The sequence below is a fragment of the Acidobacteriota bacterium genome, from assembly GCA_030949985.1.
GTDB lineage: Bacteria > Acidobacteriota > Polarisedimenticolia > J045 > J045 > JALTMS01.
Window position 1 is genome coordinate 11,966 of sequence record JAUZRX010000017.1, and the last position, 16,111, is coordinate 28,076.

Genomic DNA, 16,111 nt, shown 5'->3' on the forward strand with positions numbered 1-16,111 from the left:
CCTCTAGAGGTTGGCGTAACGACGCCGCAGGCGGCTCCGCACCACTTCCGCCGCGGTGTTGACGACGAAGGTCAGCAGAAACAGCAGCAGGGCCGAGAGAAAGAGCGTGCGGTAGAGGGTGCCCCCGAAGGGCGCCTCGGGAATCTCCACGGCGATGTTGGCCGACAGGGTGCGGAACCCGTTGAAGGGGTTCCAGTCCATGATCGGCGTGTTGCCGGTGGCCATCAGCACGATCATCGTCTCCCCCACCGCCCGGCCGAAGCCGATCATGATGGCGGAGAAGATTCCTGGACTGGCGGTGGGCAGCACGATCCGGGTGACCGTCTGCCAGCGGTTGGCGCCCAGGGCCAGCGAGCCCGAGACCAGGTTGCGGGGAACATTCGAGAAGGCGTCTTCCGAGACGCTGAAGATGATCGGAATCACGGCGAAGCCCATGGCCAGTCCGACGATGATCGCGTTGCGCTGGTCGAAGGGGATGCCCGAGGTGTTGACCAGCCACTGGGTGAAGGAACCGCCGAAGAGCAACCGTTCGGTGGGGCCGGCCAGCAGCGCCGCCGCGCCGGCGGCCAGCACGATCACCACCGCGAAGAACAGCACCTCCGTGCCGGGCCGCAGCCGGGCGCGCAGAGAGCGGGGCAGCCGCTCCCAGGCCAGCCCCGCGCCGGCCACCGCCAGCGGAAGGATCAGCAGGGCCAGCAGCAGCCCGGTGAACGAGCGCTCGATGCGGGGGGCCAGCCACAGGCCGGCGAGAAAGCCCAGCACCACGCTGGGCAGGGCGGCCATGATCTCCACCACGGGTTTGATGATGCGCTTCAGCGAGGGGTGGAGGAACTGGGATGTGTACATCGCCCCGAACACTCCCAGGGGAATGGCCAGGATCAGCGAGTAGAAGGTGCCCTTGAGGGTGCCGATCAGCAGGGGGACGAGGCTCAGCTTGGGCTCGAAGTCGTCGCTGCCGCCGCTGGACTGCCAGGTGTAGGAAGGCTCCGGGTAGCCTTCGTACCACACCTTGCCGAACAGGGCCCGCAGGCTGACCTCCGGGTGGGGGTTGTCGATCGCCAGCGGGTGCAGCGCCGCTCCGTCCAGCAGCAGGGCTCCGTCCGCTTTCGGCGAGAAGAACGCGGCCCGCGGCGCGCCGTCGAGCACCTTCCCGGTCCACAGGGTTCGGCGCGAGGTGGCGTAGTAGAGCCCGGCTCCGCCATCGGCGTCGAGCGCGATGAAACCCTTGTTGCGGCGCGAGGCCAGGATCGAGCGAATGGCTCCCCGCCGGCCGCCGAACTTGTAGGCCCGCACCAGGCGCAGGCCGTCTTCGCCGCGCAGGGGAAACCATGTCTCCAGGGTGCCGTCGGCCCTGCCGGCCACCAGGGTGCCACCGCCGATCAGCACCTCGAGGGCGGTGATGGGGGCGCCCCCCGCCGGCCCGGTCGCCGGCGCCGAAGGGCCGTCGTCAAGATTCCAGGCGACCACGGCGCCGGTCGCGCATCCACCGAAGAGGCGTCGGTGATCGGGACCCAGGGCCAGCGTGTCGAGCCCCGCCGGGGCGGGCAGCAGGTAGCGACTTTCCTCCCATTCCAGCTCGCCGGTCAGGAAGTTCTCGGAGGCCTCCCGGCGCACCACGCTCACCCGGCCGTCGCGCAGGGCCGCGACGGTTTCGAGCCCTTCCGGGCTGCGCCCAGCGACGAAGGCGCGCACTGCTTCCGCGTCGGGCTCCGCGTCGGGCCAGGGGTCGACGGCCACGGCCTGGCCGACGACGGGACGGATCGAGCGCCGGTCGCCCTCGAAATGCACGTCGAAAGCATAGGGAACGATCCAGACCCGGCCTCGCCGGTCGAGGGCGGCGAAGAGGGACGCGCCGGGCTCGGTGCGGGCCCGGTCGATGCCGACTCCTTCGGGCAGGGGCAGTTGCCAGCGGCCGAGTTCGGCGCCGTCGGCCAGGGAGAGACCCCGGACTCCCCCGTCCGCCTCGAGGAGCAGGGCGGTGGTGCGGTACTCGTCCTGCGCCAGGGCCAGCGTGGACTCTCCCGCCGCCGCCAGGGGCGGCAGCTGTTCGACCCGGGCGCCGGCGAACAGGGGCGCGACCTCCGCCAGGATGAAGAGCAGGATGCAGAGGATCGCGCCGATGATGGTCATCCCCCCCGCCATCACGGCCCAGCGGCCGAAACGATCGATCAGAGCGCGCCGGCGCGAGGTGGTGGAGGCGGGGGAGACGGGTCTGGACATGGGTGGCGGGCGGGGGTCAGTCGACCAGCTTGCGTTCGGTGGTCACCAGCTTGTGGTTCAGGGGCAGGTAGCCGTCCTTGACCACGATCTGCTGGCCCTCCCGGGAGAGCACGAAGCGAATGAACTCCCGCACCAGGGGGTCCACCGGCCGGTTGGGAGCCTTGTTGATGTAGAGGTAGAGGAAGCGGGAGAGGGGGTACTTGCCGCTGAGCACGTCCTGGGTGCCCGTGCCGTAGAACTTCCCGCCCTTCTTCGACAGGGCGACGGTCTTGACCGCCGACGTCCGGTAGCCGATGCCGCTGTAGCCGATACCGTAGAGGTCTTCGGCGACGCCCTGCACCACCGAGGCCGACCCCGGCTGCTCCTTGACGGTGTCCTTGTAGTCACCCTTGCACAGGGCCTTCTTCTTGAAGTAGCCGTAGGTGCCCGAGGCGCTGTTGCGGCCGTAGATGCTGATCGGGCGGTCGGCGAAGCCGCCACCGAGACCCAGCTCGCCCCAGGTGCGGATTTCCGCGGGAGCGCCGCACTTACGGGTCTTGGAAAAAATCGCGTCCACCTGGGCCAGGGTCAGCTTCTCGATCGGGTTGTCCTTGTTGACGTAGACGGCCAGGGCGTCGATGGCGACCCGGACCGGCGTCGGCTTGTAGCCGAAGGCCTTTTCGAAGTCGTCGACCTCGGTGGGCTTCATCAGGCGGCTCATGGGGCCGATCTGCGCCGTGCCGCCGATCAGGGCCGGCGGGGCGGTGGACGAGCCCTTGCCCTCGATCTGGATCTTCACGTTGGGGTAGCGGGTCCGGAAAGCCTCGGCCCAGAGAGTCATCAGGTTGTTCAGCGTGTCCGAGCCGATGGAATTGAGGTTGCCGGAAACGCCGCTGGTCTTCTCGTACTTGCCGATGGCAGGGTCGACCTTGACGGCCTGGCCGAAGCTCGCCGCGGTGGTGAGAAAAATCATGCTGCCCACGATCCACGTCTTCATGCTCACTCTCCTGATCTGTCGTTGTCTGGTGTCATTGCGGAGGCGAGCTTGGCCGTCCGGGGTGACGGGATGGGGAAGATGATGTGTCGATCGTGTGACAAGCCTCCTCGAGCTTGAAGTGGAGGTCCCGCTGGGGGAAGGGGATCACGATCCCCTCCGCGGCGAAGCGCTTGTAGACGTCGGTATGCAGCAGGTCACTGACCAGCCCCCGGGCCCCGGGTTCGTCGATCCAGCACAGCAACTCGAAGTCCAGGCTGCTGTCCCCGAAGGCCCGGAAGCGCACCCGTGGGGCGGGGTCGGTGCAGACTTCCCCGGTGGAGGCGGCGACCTCTTCGAGAACCCTCCGGACATGGTCCACGTCCGAGCCGTAGGCCACCCCCACCCGGATGCGAATGCGGTACTTGGGCCACGGGCCGCCGCTTTCGTTGATGATCTTGGCTCCTCCGATCACCGAGTTGGGGATGATGATCTCCACGTCGTCGCGGGTCAGCAGGCGGGTCGAGCGCAGGCCGATGTGGGTCACCTGGCCCCGGTCCTCCCCGTCGAGCACCACGTAGTCGCCGACCTTGTAGGGCGCGTCGATGAGGATGAAGACGCCGGCGAAGAGGTTGCCCAGGGTGTCCTTGGCCGCGAAACCCACGGCGATGCCGATGATCCCGGCCGAGGCCAGCCAGGCGGTCAGGTCGATGTGCCAGATCAGGAAGGCGAAGTAGGCCGCCCCGCCCACGAGCACCACCCGCACCGTGTTGTCCAGCAGGGGAACGGCGCTGGCGTGGACCCGGCGCGTGGCCAGGGGGCCCGAGGAAAGGGCGCGGAGGACGGCGCTGCTCAGTCTCATCCCCGTGCCCAGCCAGATCACGAGCAGCAGGGTCTCCAGCAGCCGGGTGGCGCCGCTCACCGGCCCGGGGGGGAGGGCCAGCGGGGGCAGGGCGAGGATCAGGCCCGTGATCAGCACGGAGGCGAACACCGGGCGCCGCAGGATCTGGACCGCCTGGTCGTCGACGCGGGTCCGGGTGCGGCGGGCCAGGCGCCCGACCACCGAGCAGAGGATCCACTCCACCACCTTGGCCAGCAGCAGGGCGCCGAGCAGGATCGCCAGGGACTGGACCCAGCCCACCGAACCCCACTCCGAGATCAACCAGCTCAGGGTTTCCATGGGGACGAGTCTACCCTGCTCGAGGAGTACGGGGCGGGCCGTTCAGCCAAGAGACGGTGCCGATCCGCTGCGGGGGGCTGTCGCCGGCTTCAGGTGTGGAAACGGTAGCCCACGCCGATGACCGTTTCGATGCGCCGGGACTCGGGGCCCAGCTTCTTGCGCAGGCGGCGGACGTGGGTGTCGACGGTGCGGCTGTCCACACCGCTCGAGTAGCCCCACACCTCCCGCAGCAGGGTTTCGCGACCCTGAACCCTTCCCCCGCGCTGCATCAGGTGTTGCAGCAGTCGGAATTCGGTGGCGGTCAGGCTGATCTCGCGGCCCCCCACCTCGACCCGGTGGGCGTCGGGAAACAGCCGCAGGGAGCCCGCCGCCAGCGGTCCGCTGTCCGCCGGATCGCGCTTGCGGGCCCGGCGCAGCACCGCCTTGACCCTGAGCATCAGTTCCCGGGTGTTGAAGGGCTTGGCCACGTAGTCGTCGGCCCCCAGCTCGAGGCCCACGATGCGGTCGGTGTCCTCGCCGCGGGCGGTGAGCATCACCAGGGGGATGGGAGCGGTCTGGGGATTGCGCTTGAGGTGGCGACAGATTTCCAGGCCGTCGAGGCCGGGCAGCATCAGGTCGAGGATCACGAGCTGGGGAGGGTCGGCCTCGATGGCCGCCAGGGCCGTGTCTCCCCGGTGGTAGATTTCGGGCTGGAAACCCTCCCGCCGCAGGTTGTAATCCAGGATCTCGGCGATATCGGTCTCGTCTTCGACCACGGCGATGCGGATTGCGGGATCCATCATGCGGCCCGATCCGGCGCGTGGCCGATCTCCACCACGACCTTGCCCAGCGCCCGTCGCTGCTCGAGGAAGGCGTGGGCTTCGGCCATCCGCTCGAAGGGAAAGACCCGGGCCACGGTGGGCCGCAGGCGCCCCGCGGCCATCAGTTCCGCCACCGCCAGCAGGTCCGCCCGGCGGCCCATGGTAGAGCCGAGAATCTCCTGGTTTTTGAAGAAGACCGGGCGGAAGTCGGTTTCCAGGGCGAAGCCCGAGGTGGCGCCGCAGAAAACGTAGCGCCCACCCTTGCCCAGCAGGCGCATGGAGGCTTCGAAGGTCTGCTCGCCGACGTGATCGAAGACCACGTCCAGGCCGGAGGGGCCGGCCCACCGACGTGCCTCCCGGGGCCATTGTTCGTCCCGTGAGTCCAGCACCAGGTCCGCCCCCAGGCCGCGGGCGAAGTCCCGTTTTTCCGCGGAGCCCGCGGTGGCCGCGATCAGGGCCCCCTGGTACCGGGCGATCTGGATGCCCGCGGAGGAGACCCCAGACGCCCCGGCGTGGAACAGGATCCGCTCGCCGGGGGCCAGTCGCGCCTTGTGCACCAGCATGTGCCAGGCGGTCATGAAGGTCAGCGGGAAGGAGGCGGCCCGGGTGAAATCCAGGCCCGCCGGAATCGGCGCCACGTTGGTGTGAGGCAGAACGATGAACTCCGCCGCGGTGCCGTCACGGGACTCGCCGAGGATGCCGTACTCCGGGCAGAGATTGTCCCGGCCGGCCAGGCAGGCGCGGCAGGCGCCGCAGGAGACCCCCGGCAGTACGAAGACGGCCGTGCCCGGAGGCGGGCCGGCGACTCCCGGTCCCAGGGCCTCCACCACCCCGGCCCCGTCCGATCCTCCCACCAGGGGCAGGGGGAAGCGCACGCCCTCGATGCCCCGCCGGACCCACAGGTCCAGGTGATTGAGAGCCATGGCCACCAGGCGCACCCGCAGCTCGCCGGGACCGGGTTCCGGCAACGGGTGCTCGCCGAGGGTCAGGGTCTCGGGACCACCGTGAGCTTCGATGCGGTAGGCTTTCATCTCCGGCTCATTCTAGACGCCGCGCCCGGCGGGAGATGTGACGAAGCCTTGAAATCCTTCTCGGTTATCGCTTCGCTTTCGTCGATCGCCGCAAAGCCCGGGAACTTCGGCGCCGGCGCGGTGGACGGAGGGCCGCGCGGCCCTATATTTTGACCCGGAAGGAGAGGGCGTCCCCTATGCCGTTCCCACGATCCGGTTTTCGGCGGTTCGCCACGCTCGCCGTGGCGGCCATGGTCATTTTCCTGCTGCTCCCCCCGGGTTTTGCAGGCCGCCGCTGGTCCGAGCGCGAGCGCCATGACGGCCCTCCGGGCAACCTGGCCGTCATCTCGTTCAAGCTCTACGAGGTGGGTGTCGCCGGCGTGCGGCACCAGATGCTGGCTCGGGTGCTGGTGGAAAACCAGTCCCCCCTCGACCTGGAGTCTCCCTTCCGGGTGCTGATCGGCCGGGCGGAAGCGACTCCCGCCGCCGGCGGGCGCGGGATCTTCAAGCGCAAGCCGCGCCCCGGGAGTGCCGCCGTCGGAAGCTGCCGGGGCGAGCTGCTCCCCCGGGGGCAGGTGGCGATCTGCGACATCTGGCTGCAGGCCGACCTGCTGGCCGAGGGCGAAGAGATCGCCGCGCGCCTCGACCGCTCGCTGCCGGGATACGCCGCCTGGGACGGCGACCCCTCCAACGATCAGCTCGTCACCCGGCTGCGCACCACCACCCCGGGTCGGAGCACCCTGCGCATCGCCAAGTGGGACGTGCGCCCGCGCATTCTCCACGGCATGGGCGAGGTGCAGTTCCGCTTCACCGTGGAGGGCGCCCACCTGGCCTGGCTGCTCAGCGAGAACGAAAAGGAGCCGCGCCTGGTGGCCGGCCACCCCGCCGATGGCCTGCTCAGCGGCAACGGGACGATCAAGATTCGCGAGTCGGGACCGCTGACCCTGGTGGCCCGCAACTCCCTGGGCGCCTTCGTCTACGAGACGATTCCCGTGCTCAACAGCTACGAACCGCCGCAGAACGCCTGGCACCAGGCGCCCGCCGCGGCCGTGGACGCGGAAGCCACGGCTCGCATCCTCGACCCCGGGGTCTACGACGAGGACGACAACCGCATCATTCTCGACAACCTCGCCTCCTACCTGGCGGCCAAGGACTGGGCCGTGGAGCTCGAGCGCCTGCGCCGCCTGGGCGAGGAAGACAAGCCGCTGCCCGCCAGCGTCCTCAATCCGAAGGCGCGGGATCGCTGATCGGTTTCCGGTTCCGGGAAAAGGTGTCGGGGGAGCGGGCTTGAGGGCACGGTCCGAAACGCCGCGCGGGTCGTCACGGACCGATCGCCCGGATCAGTCCTTGAACAGCGAGTCGAACAGCGACTTGGAATTCTTCGCGGTCCTGCCGGCGTGGCGCTTGCCGGTGGAGTCGAGGACCAGGCGCGGCTCGTAGCCGGGGCAGCGGTTGGCGGCCCACTTGTCGTCGATGCCCGTTTTCAGCGGCTTGCGGCACTGGAAGCGGGCGCCCGAATCGAAGAAGCGGCAGTGGCGGCAGGAGTGCAGGGCCGTCCCGCAGCGGTCGCAGGCGGACTGGGGGCCGACGAAGGCGGCCTCGCCCATCTGCTGATGACCGCACTGCTGGCAGCGTAGCACCTCGGTGGCGGAGCGCTCCATCCCGCGCCGCAGCCTCCGCACTTGTTCGCGGTTGCCGAGGTCGGGTTTCGGGGGAGGAGGGGGTTGTCGCCGATCGTCCATCCGGGCGATCTCCTTACGTGTGGGGCGTGTGACGCCATGAGCATACTGCGAAAGCCGGGCCGGGGCCGGATTCCCCTCACGCCGGGCCGGTGAGCATCGAGGCCGGGGGCGGGGCATCGAGGGCCTGGCGCACGCTGCGGGCCAGGGCCTCGGAGGCCAGGGGCTTGAGGTAGATGCCCACGGCCCCCTCCCGGAGGGCTGTCTCCTCCTGGTCCGGTAGAGGATAGGGGCAGAGCATCAGCACCCGCTGTCCCGGCCAGTGGGCGAGGATCCGGCGCAGCACGTCGGGGCCGTTCCAGCCCGGCAGCACCATGTCCAGCAGCACCAGGTCCACCCGGGGGCGATGGCGCAGGCGGTTGAGGGCCTCCCGGGGAGTCGCCACGCCTTCGACCAGGTAGCCGAAAGGTTCGAGCAGGCGGCGGCATTCCTCCAGCGCGCTGGGATCGTCGTCCACCACCAGCAGCGTCTCGCGCCCGCGCCAGCGGGTGGCGTCGTCGGGGGCCTCCGCGCTCTCCGGCAGGGGGGCGTCGGACAGGGGCAGCGCCAGCCGCGCGATGGTGCCCCGGCCGGGCTTGGAGTCGAGTTCCACGAAGCCCCCGTGGGCTCGGGCCGCCCCGTAGACCACGGTCAGCCCCAGCCCCGAGGCGCGCTTGCCCTTGGTGGTGAAGAAGGGCGAGAAGGCCCGGGCGCGGACCCGCTCGTTCATTCCGCAGCCGGTGTCCCGCACCTCGATCAGCAGGTAGGGGCGGCCCTCGCTGCCCGGGCGGATGGCCGCCCCGGCGGAATCCAGGTCGAGGCGCCGCAGGCGCACGCGGATCTCGCCTTCTTGCTGGGCTTCCGCGGCGTTCTGCAGCAGGTGCCAGAAGGCCTGGCGCAGGTGACTGGCATCGCCCCGCACCACCACCGGCTCGTCGATCTGCACCTCCAGCTCGAGGGTCAGCTCCGGCGGCAGGGTACGCACGAAGTCGGCGCAGACCTCCCGCACCAGCCGGCCCGCGTCGAGGGGCGGCGGCGGCGGGCCCTCGAGGCCGGCGGGGGCGAGCTGGAGCACCCGCCGGGCCAGGGCGCTGCCCCGGGTGGCCAGGCGATCGATGCGTTCGAGGCGCTGGGTTTCGGGGATGTCCTCCCGGTCCTCCCGGGCAATCGAGCGGATCTCCCGGAAGACCTTCTCGAAGGCCCGGGCGAGGGACTCGGCCACATCGGCCAGGGCCTCGAGGCGGGCGACGTTGCGCAGCCTGAGTTCCAGGGTGCGGCGCTCGCCCAGGTCCCGCAGGAAGAGGGCGAGCTGCTTGCCGTGACGGGAGGGCACCAGGGCGCAGGAGGCCTCCAGTTCGACCCGCGCGCCGCTGCGCCGCAGGGCCGAGAAGGTGAGCTGACCCGGCTCCACGGCGCCCTCGCTGCGCCGCCGGAGCCACTGCTCGACGGCGGGGCGGTCCTCGTCGGCCACCAGCGAGAGGAAAGAGCGTCCGACGATCTCCTCGTCGGGGGGTAGGGCGAGCAGGGTGCGGAAGGCCGGGTTGGCCTGGTGGATGCGGCCCTCCCGCACCAGCACCACGCCGTCGGGACTGGCGTCGATCACCGCCTGGGCCCGCAGCCGGGAACGGTCGAGAGCCCGTTCGATGTCGTGGATCCGCTCCCGCTGGCGTCCGGCGAGCCAGGCCAGGGCGCCGAAGGCCAGGCAGAGCAGCACGGCGGCGACCAGTCCGGGAATGCGAAAGGGGGAGGCGAGCAGGGCGTGGACCACGCCGGCGGCGGCCAGCAGCAGGGTCAGCAGGCTGACGGCCAGCGCCACCCGCCTCACCGGGGGCCTCCCGGCGGGGCACTCAACACCCGGGCGCCGATCACCTGGTGATCTTCCCGGGCGGCCTTGTCCATGTCCCGCACCAGGTGCGGGCGGTCGATGGCCACCCGCACGGTTTCTTCCCGCACGTCCCAGGCTCCCAGTTCGGCGCTCCACTGGCGCCACCAGCCCTCGGGCTGGGACGTGCGGGGTTCGAGGATCAGCAGCCCGGCACCCCGGCGGCGGCGGGCCAGCAGGCTTCCCAGCAGGGTGCGGCGGGTGGCGTCGCCCACCAGGCCGGCGAGCCAGGCCAGGCAGTAGAGGTCGCCGGCGCCGCCGGCGGGCAGGCGTCCGGTGATGGACTCCCGGCGCACCTGGCCGTCGAGGCCCAGGGCGCGCCAGGCCAGGCGGGTTTCAGCGACGCACCAGGGCGAGGGCTCGAGGCCGATCAACCGGGGCGGGTGGTCGAGGGCCAGGGCCAGCCCCGCCGAGGCCGCTCCGGTCAGGCAACCGACCTCGGTGATCCGCGCCACCGGCGTCGCCGTGTCGAAGAGCATCTGGGCGGCGTGGTAAGTGGTGAGAAAGCGGAGCGCGGCGCGATAGGTGGCCAGGGCGGCACGCTTGCCCCGCCCCTGGCTCAGGCGCGCCAGGTCGACGCCTTCCGGACCGGGTTCGGCCACCAGGCGCGCGACGGCCTGGGCCCCCTTGCGGATCTCGGCGAAGGTCAGTTCCTCGCGGAAGCGGGCCAGGGTCTCGGCCTGCCAGTCGTCGAAGCGCCGCCGGGGTTCTCCTTCCAGGTAAGGGAGCTGCATGCGGCGAACGCTAACAGAAGCGTTGCGCTTCCGCATCACGCCGCCGCGCCGCCGCTCGCGGGGATGGCCTTCGGCGCTACCATGGCCCACGTGAAGCGCCTGCTCGAATCTCTCCTGGCCGATCCGCGCATCGGTGAGCACGCCGTCTACCAGGGCCTCGAACCGGCCCGGCAGGCGGTCTACGCCATGCCCGGCGCAGGCTTGTCCTCCAGCGCCCAGGCGGGCATGACGGCGTTGGGGGTCGAACGGCTCTACTCCCACCAGGCCAAGGCCGTGGAACTGGCTGCCGCCGGTGAGAACTTGCTGCTCGCCACCCCCACCGCCTCGGGCAAGACCCTGGCGTTTCTGCTCGCCCTCGACTGCGCCCGCCGGGCGGACCCCGAGGCCCGGGGGCTGTTTCTCTATCCTCTCAAGGCGCTGGCGCGGGACCAGCTCGCCACCATCCGGCGTTTTTTCGAGGCGGCCGAGGGGCTGGCGGCCGAGCCGGCGGCGGAGGTCTACGACGGTGACACCCCCCAGAGTCAGCGCCGGCGCATCCGCCGGACACCCCCGGCGGTGCTGGTGACCAACCCCGACATGCTGCACCTGGGGATCATCCCCTCCCACGACGCCTGGGCGGGTTTCCTCGCCAGGCTGGCCTGGATCGCCGTGGACGAGGCCCACGTCTACCGCGGGGTGTTCGGCGCCCACGTGCACCACGTGCTGCGGCGCCTGCTGCGGCTGGCGCGGGATTACGGCGCCGATCCGCGGATCGTGGCGGGGTCGGCCACCATCGGCGAGCCGGAGGCGTTCATCGAGACCCTGACCGGTGAGCCCTGCCGGGTGGTGCGCGAGTCGGGCGCCGCCGCGGCGGCACGGCACGTGTTGTTCCTGCGGCCCGACGCGGTCTCGCCCTACACCGTGGCCACCCGGGTGGTGGCCCGGGCGGTGGAGGCCGGGCATCGCACCATCGCCTTCACCAAGGCGCGGCGGATCACCGAGCTGATGCAGCGCTGGCTGGCGGAGGGCTTTCCCCGGGTGGCCCGGCGGGTGGCCAGCTACCGCTCGGGCTACCTGCCCGAAGAGCGGCGGCGCATCGAGCAGCGGTTGTTTTCGGGTCAGCTCGGCGGCGTGATCTCCACCTCGGCCCTCGAGGCGGGGATCGACGTGGGGGGCCTCGACGTCTGCGTACTGGTGGGCTACCCGGGTTCGCTGGCCACCGCCTGGCAGCGCATCGGCCGGGCCGGCCGGGGAGCGCGCCGCTCGCTGGCGGTGTTGGTGGCCTTGCCCGATGCCCTCGACCAGTTCGTGGTGCGTCACCCGGAGCATTTCTTCTCGGGAGAGTTCGAGCGGGTGGTGCTCGATCCCCGGAACGACACGATCGCCGATGCCCACTTCCAGGCGGCGGCCTCCGAGCGCAGCCTGGACCTGGCGGCGGCGCGCACCCTGGGCGGCGAGGCCGGGCCGGGGCGGGTGCTGCGTCTCGAGCGGGAGGGCAAGCTGATCCGGGCCCACGAGGAGGAGCGCTGGTTCTCCCTGCGCCGCCGGCCCCAGCGGGAGATTCACCTGCGCTCGGCGGGGCAGACCTACCGCCTGCTGCGGGCCGGCGACGGGCGCCTGCTGGGCACGCTGGAGCCGGGGCGGGCCTGGCACGAGGGGCACCCCGGGGCGATCTACCTCCACGGCGGGCAGGCCTGGCGGGTGATCGACTTCGACGAAGAGAAACGGGAGATCCACCTGGAGTCTGCCAGCGTGGACTACTTCACCCAGGTCTTTGCCCGCAAGGAAACCGAGATCCTCGAGCGGGGCGAGGAGCGTCCCCTGGGGCCGGGCAAGCTGGCCTGGGGCCGGCTGAAGGTGACGACCCAGGTGGAGGGCTATTCCCGGCGGCGGATCTTCGGCCAGGAGGAGATCTCCCGCCACGCCCTGGAGGCGCCGCCCCAGGTGATGGAGACGGTGGGTTTCTGGTTCGAGGCGCCGGAAAACCTGGCCGGCCACCTGGTCGGGCGGGACTTCCACCCCGTCGGCGCCCTGCACGCCGTCGAGCACGCCGCCATCGGACTGTTCCCCTTGCTGACCTTGTGTGATCGCTGGGATCTCGGCGGCATCTCCTACGCCCGGCATCCCCAGGTGGGCGCCCCGGCGGTGTTCGTCTACGACGCCTGGCCGGGGGGGGTGGGACTGGCCCGGGCGGGTTTCCGCTGCGCCCAGGAATTGTTCGAGCGGACCCGCACGCTGGTCGCCGAGTGCGAGTGCGAGGGAGGTTGCCCGGCCTGCGTGTACTCCCCCAAGTGCGGCTCGGGCAATCACCCGCTGGACAAGCAGGGGGCGGTGGAGGTGCTCGACGTGATGCTGGGGCGCTCGGTGATCGACCCTTCGCGGGTGGCCGATCCCACTGCCGCGCTGGCCGCCCACCGGCGGGTGGTGCATGGGGGGGTGCGGGGTGGCGGAGCGCTGGAGGTGGAGAGTTGCGCGGCAGAGGCCGGCGAGCCGCCCGTGCCCCCCGCGGAGGCTGCGCCCGACGGTGGGGGCCGCCTCGAGGACTATCCCTGGCCGGACGGGGTGCCGGCCCTCGGCGAACTGCTCGACCCCAGCGAGGGTCGCTGGCTGTTCTTCGACATCGAGACCCTACGCTCGGCGAAGGACGTGGGGGGCTGGGGCAAGATCGACCGCATGGGCTGCGCCCTGGCGGTGTGCCTCGACGCCCGCAGTGGCGAGCTGCGGAGCTACTTCGAGAGCGACGTATCGCGCCTGGTGGACGAGCTGCTCGCCGCCGACCGGGTGGTGGGCTTCAACAGCGAGCGTTTCGACCTGACGGTGCTCGAGGGTTACGAGGGCTCCCGGGTGCGCGGGGTGCGCAGCCTCGACCTGCTGGCGGAGATCAAGCAGCGGGTCGGTCGTCGCTTCAGCCTGGCCCACCTGGCCGAACAGACCCTCGGTGCGAGCAAGACCGCCGACGGCCTGCAATCTCTCGAATGGGTCAAGCAAGGCCGCTACGACCTGATCGAAAAATACTGCCGCGCCGACGTGGCCCTCACCGCCGCCCTCTGGGCCTACGGCCGCCACCACGGCTATCTCCTCTGCCGCAGCCGCGACGGTCACCTGGGCCGGGTGCCGGTGGGGTGGTAAGAGGACCCGGGGGCTCCGCCTCAGACTCCTGGCCCCTTGTAACTGACCGACCATTTTCCGGGAGAGGGGTGCGCACATTCCCCAAGTTCCTCTTGGGCTGAAAGCTGGCATGGTTATTGTGATGGAGTCGTTCTCGATGAACACTCGAACCGATGTTTCCGAAGCATGCCGAGCCCTGCGCCGCATCGCCCAGGAGTTGCCCCGGCCGAGGCGGAGGCCCTGAATAGGACCTTCTCCTGTTGACAGCCCCCCCCTGCTCTAGAGTTCTTGCCGTGCCCGGTGAATGGTCCCCGGGACGATCTTGAGAAAGGGGAGTCGTCATGAAAAAGACGATCAGTTCTCTGTTCGTGTCCATCGCTCTGTGTGCGGCCATGGTCTTTTCATGTTTGCCCGCTCATGCCGATGACAATCGCGACATTGGTGTTACCGATCTCGTGTTTCTTCCTCAGGGCGACGGAACGGTGGCGGTACAGGTCGACATCACCATCAAACAGCTCGGAACCTACGGCTTTCACCTGACTGTGGAACATTATCGAGACGGGCAAAAGATTGGAACCATCAAAGAAGGTCAGTACACTGACTCCGCCTCCGGTTGCGGTGGGATTGAATCATGTCCAGAGGGCCAGACGATATGCGCGGGGACTTGCATGATCGGATCGTCGATATGGGGTGGCTATCATGGATCCTGCGAAGCATCCGGATGTTGTTACCCAGGCGGACCGAATGATTGCCGCTACTTCCGCTATTGCATGGGAATGGTGTCCATCGTAGGCTCTGCAGACTTGCAGGTGGGCGATTCTGTGAAAGCGACTATCACTCCTGATGTCACTCCTGATGTCGGCACTACTATCACTCCTGATGTCGGCACTGTCGATGCAGACTTCATCAACAACACGCGTTCCGAAGTCTATTGACGCGTTTTCGTTTATGTGTGTGAGCTTCCTGAGGGTGTGTGCGTGGTCGGTCGTCTTTGGTCCAGTTTCGGCTTCGTGATTCTGTGCATGCCGCTTGGTTGCTCGGGCTCGTCTGCGGGGGCGGGAAATTCCGTCCCCGCTCCGCTGGTGCCGGACGAGAACGTGGTGGCTGGCGTGGCGGCTTTGGAGGAGCGCCTGGGGGCGATCCGTGGTGACGGTGAGGTCGTCATCGACTTGCCGGCGGGAGAGCCTTACCTGGGGGAGCTGATCTCTGGGCCCTGCACCGTTCGTGCGGTGATCGATTTCCGCGGTGGCGAGGACACGCAACTGGTCATTCCGTGTGTGGCGGAGTACCGCGGGAGCGAAGCCAAGATCGTCTGCGACACCACGGTGTTGCGCGGCAAGCTGTCCGGGGGCCGCGTGCGCTTGTCGGGACGGGAGTACAACAAGGAGATACTCCTCGAGGGTCAGGCCACCGGGGCGGGTCGGTTGGCGGGAAGGGTTCTGGAGGCTGGCGGCGAGGAGGAAGAGTGGGACGTGCTCGATGGCCGGTGGGAGATCGTCGCCGGTGAGCAGTAGATGCTGGGGAGGTGGCCTGTGGCTCCCTCTGGCTGTCTGCCTGCTGGCTTGTGGCGGACCGGCCGAGCCGGGGAGGGTTCCGGTCGAGTACGGCCTGCCTGCGCAGCCCTTCGTCTTGCAGACGATCGAGGGAGAGAGGGTTTCGCTGGAAGATGCCTGCCGGGATTCTTCGGTGGTGGTGCTGTCGTTCTGGACGACCTGGTGTGGGCCGTGCATCCACGAATTGCCGATGGTGGAGGCCCTCTACAAGCGCTATCGGGACCAGGGGGTGAGTGTGCTTGCCGTGGAAGTCGGCAGCGATCCGGAGTTGGTAGCGCGTTTGGTGCAGACGACTCGTGTCACCTTTCCCGTGCTGCTCGACACGAACCAGTCCGTGGCGAGGGCCTTCGGCGTCAGAGGCTACCCCTGGGTCGTGACCATTGCAGGAGACTGTCAGATCATCGGCTCGAGTCTCGGCCCCGTGGACAACCGGCTTTCGGAGACGGTGGCCCGGCTCCTCGCCGAGTCCACCGCCGTGGACTCGACACGGAACATCGGCAGAGCATCGGCGGCCGGGCGAGAGCTGCGGCGAAGGGCGCGATCGAGCCGGTCGGCCGGACGCCGCCACTCGACCTCGCCGTAGCGTCCGCGTACCTCGAGCAGGCCCGCATGGATCAGCCCGTGGCAGGTGCCCAAGCCGCCACTACGATGCTGACGCCGGCGCACCACGACCACGCCGACGCACCCCAAAAACCACCAATGGATGCCCAAAACGTGCAGGCCTGCCGCTGCTCTTCTTCCCTCCTGGAGTCCTGAGTTCCATCGAAGCCAACATACAAGAGGCGGTGAGCTTGCGAACCCCTCCCACCGGTTCGCATAGCTCACGGTTCCCAGTAGCTGCCAACGGCTCCCACCCGCGCGTTCCAACGTCGGTTCGCGCTGGGCGGGGTTCGCTGCGCTCACCACCGACCCCTACACGCGTATCGCGCGGTGGGGTGTTGTTTCAGGTGGCGCGTTTCGTGCCCAACCGACGCC

The 16,111-nt window shown here is 69.6% G+C and carries 13 protein-coding genes; 5 read left to right on the top strand and 8 right to left on the bottom strand.

The features are described from left to right. Positions 1-3: 3 nt before the first annotated feature. The 5 genes from Q9Q40_03725 to Q9Q40_03745 form a co-directional block, all read right to left on the bottom strand. A complete protein-coding gene (locus Q9Q40_03725) occupies positions 4-2,220 on the bottom strand; it encodes an ABC transporter permease subunit (GenBank protein MDQ7006317.1) in 2,217 nt (738 codons plus the stop codon). Between the two features lie 16 nt (positions 2,221-2,236). Further along, positions 2,237-3,196 carry a phosphate ABC transporter substrate-binding protein gene (locus Q9Q40_03730; GenBank protein ID MDQ7006318.1) on the bottom strand — a complete coding sequence of 320 codons (960 nt, stop codon included), beginning with the start codon at positions 3,194-3,196 and terminating at the stop codon, positions 2,237-2,239. A gap of 31 nt (positions 3,197-3,227) precedes the next feature. After that, entirely contained in the window at positions 3,228-4,352 is a 1,125-nt protein-coding gene (locus Q9Q40_03735; protein ID MDQ7006319.1) for a mechanosensitive ion channel family protein, read from the bottom strand. An 89-nt stretch (positions 4,353-4,441) separates the two neighbouring features. Then, positions 4,442-5,134, bottom strand: a complete 693-nt coding sequence (locus tag Q9Q40_03740) for a winged helix-turn-helix domain-containing protein (protein MDQ7006320.1) — start codon at positions 5,132-5,134, stop codon at positions 4,442-4,444. After that, complete coding sequence (locus Q9Q40_03745) at positions 5,131-6,183, bottom strand: zinc-binding dehydrogenase (protein ID MDQ7006321.1); 1,053 nt, start codon at positions 6,181-6,183, stop codon at positions 5,131-5,133. The genes Q9Q40_03740 and Q9Q40_03745 overlap by 4 nt, the downstream gene beginning before the upstream one ends. Before the next feature lie 176 nt (positions 6,184-6,359). On the opposite strand from Q9Q40_03745, the gene Q9Q40_03750 reads away from it, so the two are divergent. After that, a complete protein-coding gene (locus Q9Q40_03750) occupies positions 6,360-7,409 on the top strand; it encodes a hypothetical protein (protein MDQ7006322.1) in 1,050 nt (349 codons plus the stop codon). 93 nt (positions 7,410-7,502) lie between these two features. On the opposite strand, the gene Q9Q40_03755 is transcribed toward Q9Q40_03750, so the two are convergent. The 3 genes from Q9Q40_03755 to Q9Q40_03765 all read right to left on the bottom strand — a co-directional run bounded on the left by Q9Q40_03755 (position 7,503) and on the right by Q9Q40_03765 (position 10,637). Beyond that, complete coding sequence (locus tag Q9Q40_03755; protein ID MDQ7006323.1) at positions 7,503-7,904, bottom strand: hypothetical protein; 402 nt, start codon at positions 7,902-7,904, stop codon at positions 7,503-7,505. A 76-nt stretch (positions 7,905-7,980) separates the two neighbouring features. Further along, positions 7,981-9,705, bottom strand: a complete 1,725-nt coding sequence (locus tag Q9Q40_03760) for an ATP-binding protein (protein ID MDQ7006324.1) — start codon at positions 9,703-9,705, stop codon at positions 7,981-7,983. Beyond that, positions 9,702-10,637, bottom strand: coding sequence for a hypothetical protein (locus Q9Q40_03765; protein MDQ7006325.1), 936 nt, complete (start codon positions 10,635-10,637; stop codon positions 9,702-9,704). Before Q9Q40_03765 ends, Q9Q40_03760 begins: the two co-directional genes overlap by 4 nt. Between Q9Q40_03765 and Q9Q40_03770 the strand changes: the two genes are divergently transcribed. The 4 genes from Q9Q40_03770 to Q9Q40_03785 all read left to right on the top strand — a co-directional run bounded on the left by Q9Q40_03770 (position 10,578) and on the right by Q9Q40_03785 (position 15,719). Next, positions 10,578-13,604 carry a DEAD/DEAH box helicase gene (locus tag Q9Q40_03770; GenBank protein MDQ7006326.1) on the top strand — a complete coding sequence of 1,009 codons (3,027 nt, stop codon included), beginning with the start codon at positions 10,578-10,580 and terminating at the stop codon, positions 13,602-13,604. The genes Q9Q40_03765 and Q9Q40_03770 overlap by 60 nt on opposite strands. Before the next feature lie 320 nt (positions 13,605-13,924). Continuing rightward, positions 13,925-14,518, top strand: coding sequence for a hypothetical protein (locus Q9Q40_03775; protein ID MDQ7006327.1), 594 nt, complete (start codon positions 13,925-13,927; stop codon positions 14,516-14,518). Between the two features lie 165 nt (positions 14,519-14,683). Then, positions 14,684-15,097, top strand: coding sequence for a hypothetical protein (locus Q9Q40_03780; GenBank protein MDQ7006328.1), 414 nt, complete (start codon positions 14,684-14,686; stop codon positions 15,095-15,097). Then, on the top strand, positions 15,087-15,719 hold the full coding sequence (locus tag Q9Q40_03785; GenBank protein ID MDQ7006329.1) for a TlpA disulfide reductase family protein: 633 nt from the start codon (positions 15,087-15,089) through the stop codon (positions 15,717-15,719). Before Q9Q40_03780 ends, Q9Q40_03785 begins: the two co-directional genes overlap by 11 nt. Positions 15,720-16,111 lie beyond the last annotated feature (392 nt).

What these genes read in the sequence shown, in the direction of transcription:
- Q9Q40_03725 (MDQ7006317.1), bottom strand. Translation starts at nt 2,220, where the DNA reads ATGTCCAGACCCGTCTCCCCCGCCTCCACCACCTCGCGCCGGCGCGCT.
- Q9Q40_03730 (MDQ7006318.1), bottom strand. Translation starts at nt 3,196, where the DNA reads ATGAAGACGTGGATCGTGGGCAGCATGATTTTTCTCACCACCGCGGCG.
- Q9Q40_03735 (MDQ7006319.1), bottom strand. Translation starts at nt 4,352, where the DNA reads ATGGAAACCCTGAGCTGGTTGATCTCGGAGTGGGGTTCGGTGGGCTGG.
- Q9Q40_03740 (MDQ7006320.1), bottom strand. Translation starts at nt 5,134, where the DNA reads ATGATGGATCCCGCAATCCGCATCGCCGTGGTCGAAGACGAGACCGAT.
- Q9Q40_03745 (MDQ7006321.1), bottom strand. Translation starts at nt 6,183, where the DNA reads ATGAAAGCCTACCGCATCGAAGCTCACGGTGGTCCCGAGACCCTGACC.
- Q9Q40_03750 (MDQ7006322.1), top strand. Translation starts at nt 6,360, where the DNA reads ATGCCGTTCCCACGATCCGGTTTTCGGCGGTTCGCCACGCTCGCCGTG.
- Q9Q40_03755 (MDQ7006323.1), bottom strand. Translation starts at nt 7,904, where the DNA reads ATGGACGATCGGCGACAACCCCCTCCTCCCCCGAAACCCGACCTCGGC.
- Q9Q40_03770 (MDQ7006326.1), top strand. Translation starts at nt 10,578, where the DNA reads ATGGCCCACGTGAAGCGCCTGCTCGAATCTCTCCTGGCCGATCCGCGC.
- Q9Q40_03775 (MDQ7006327.1), top strand. Translation starts at nt 13,925, where the DNA reads ATGAAAAAGACGATCAGTTCTCTGTTCGTGTCCATCGCTCTGTGTGCG.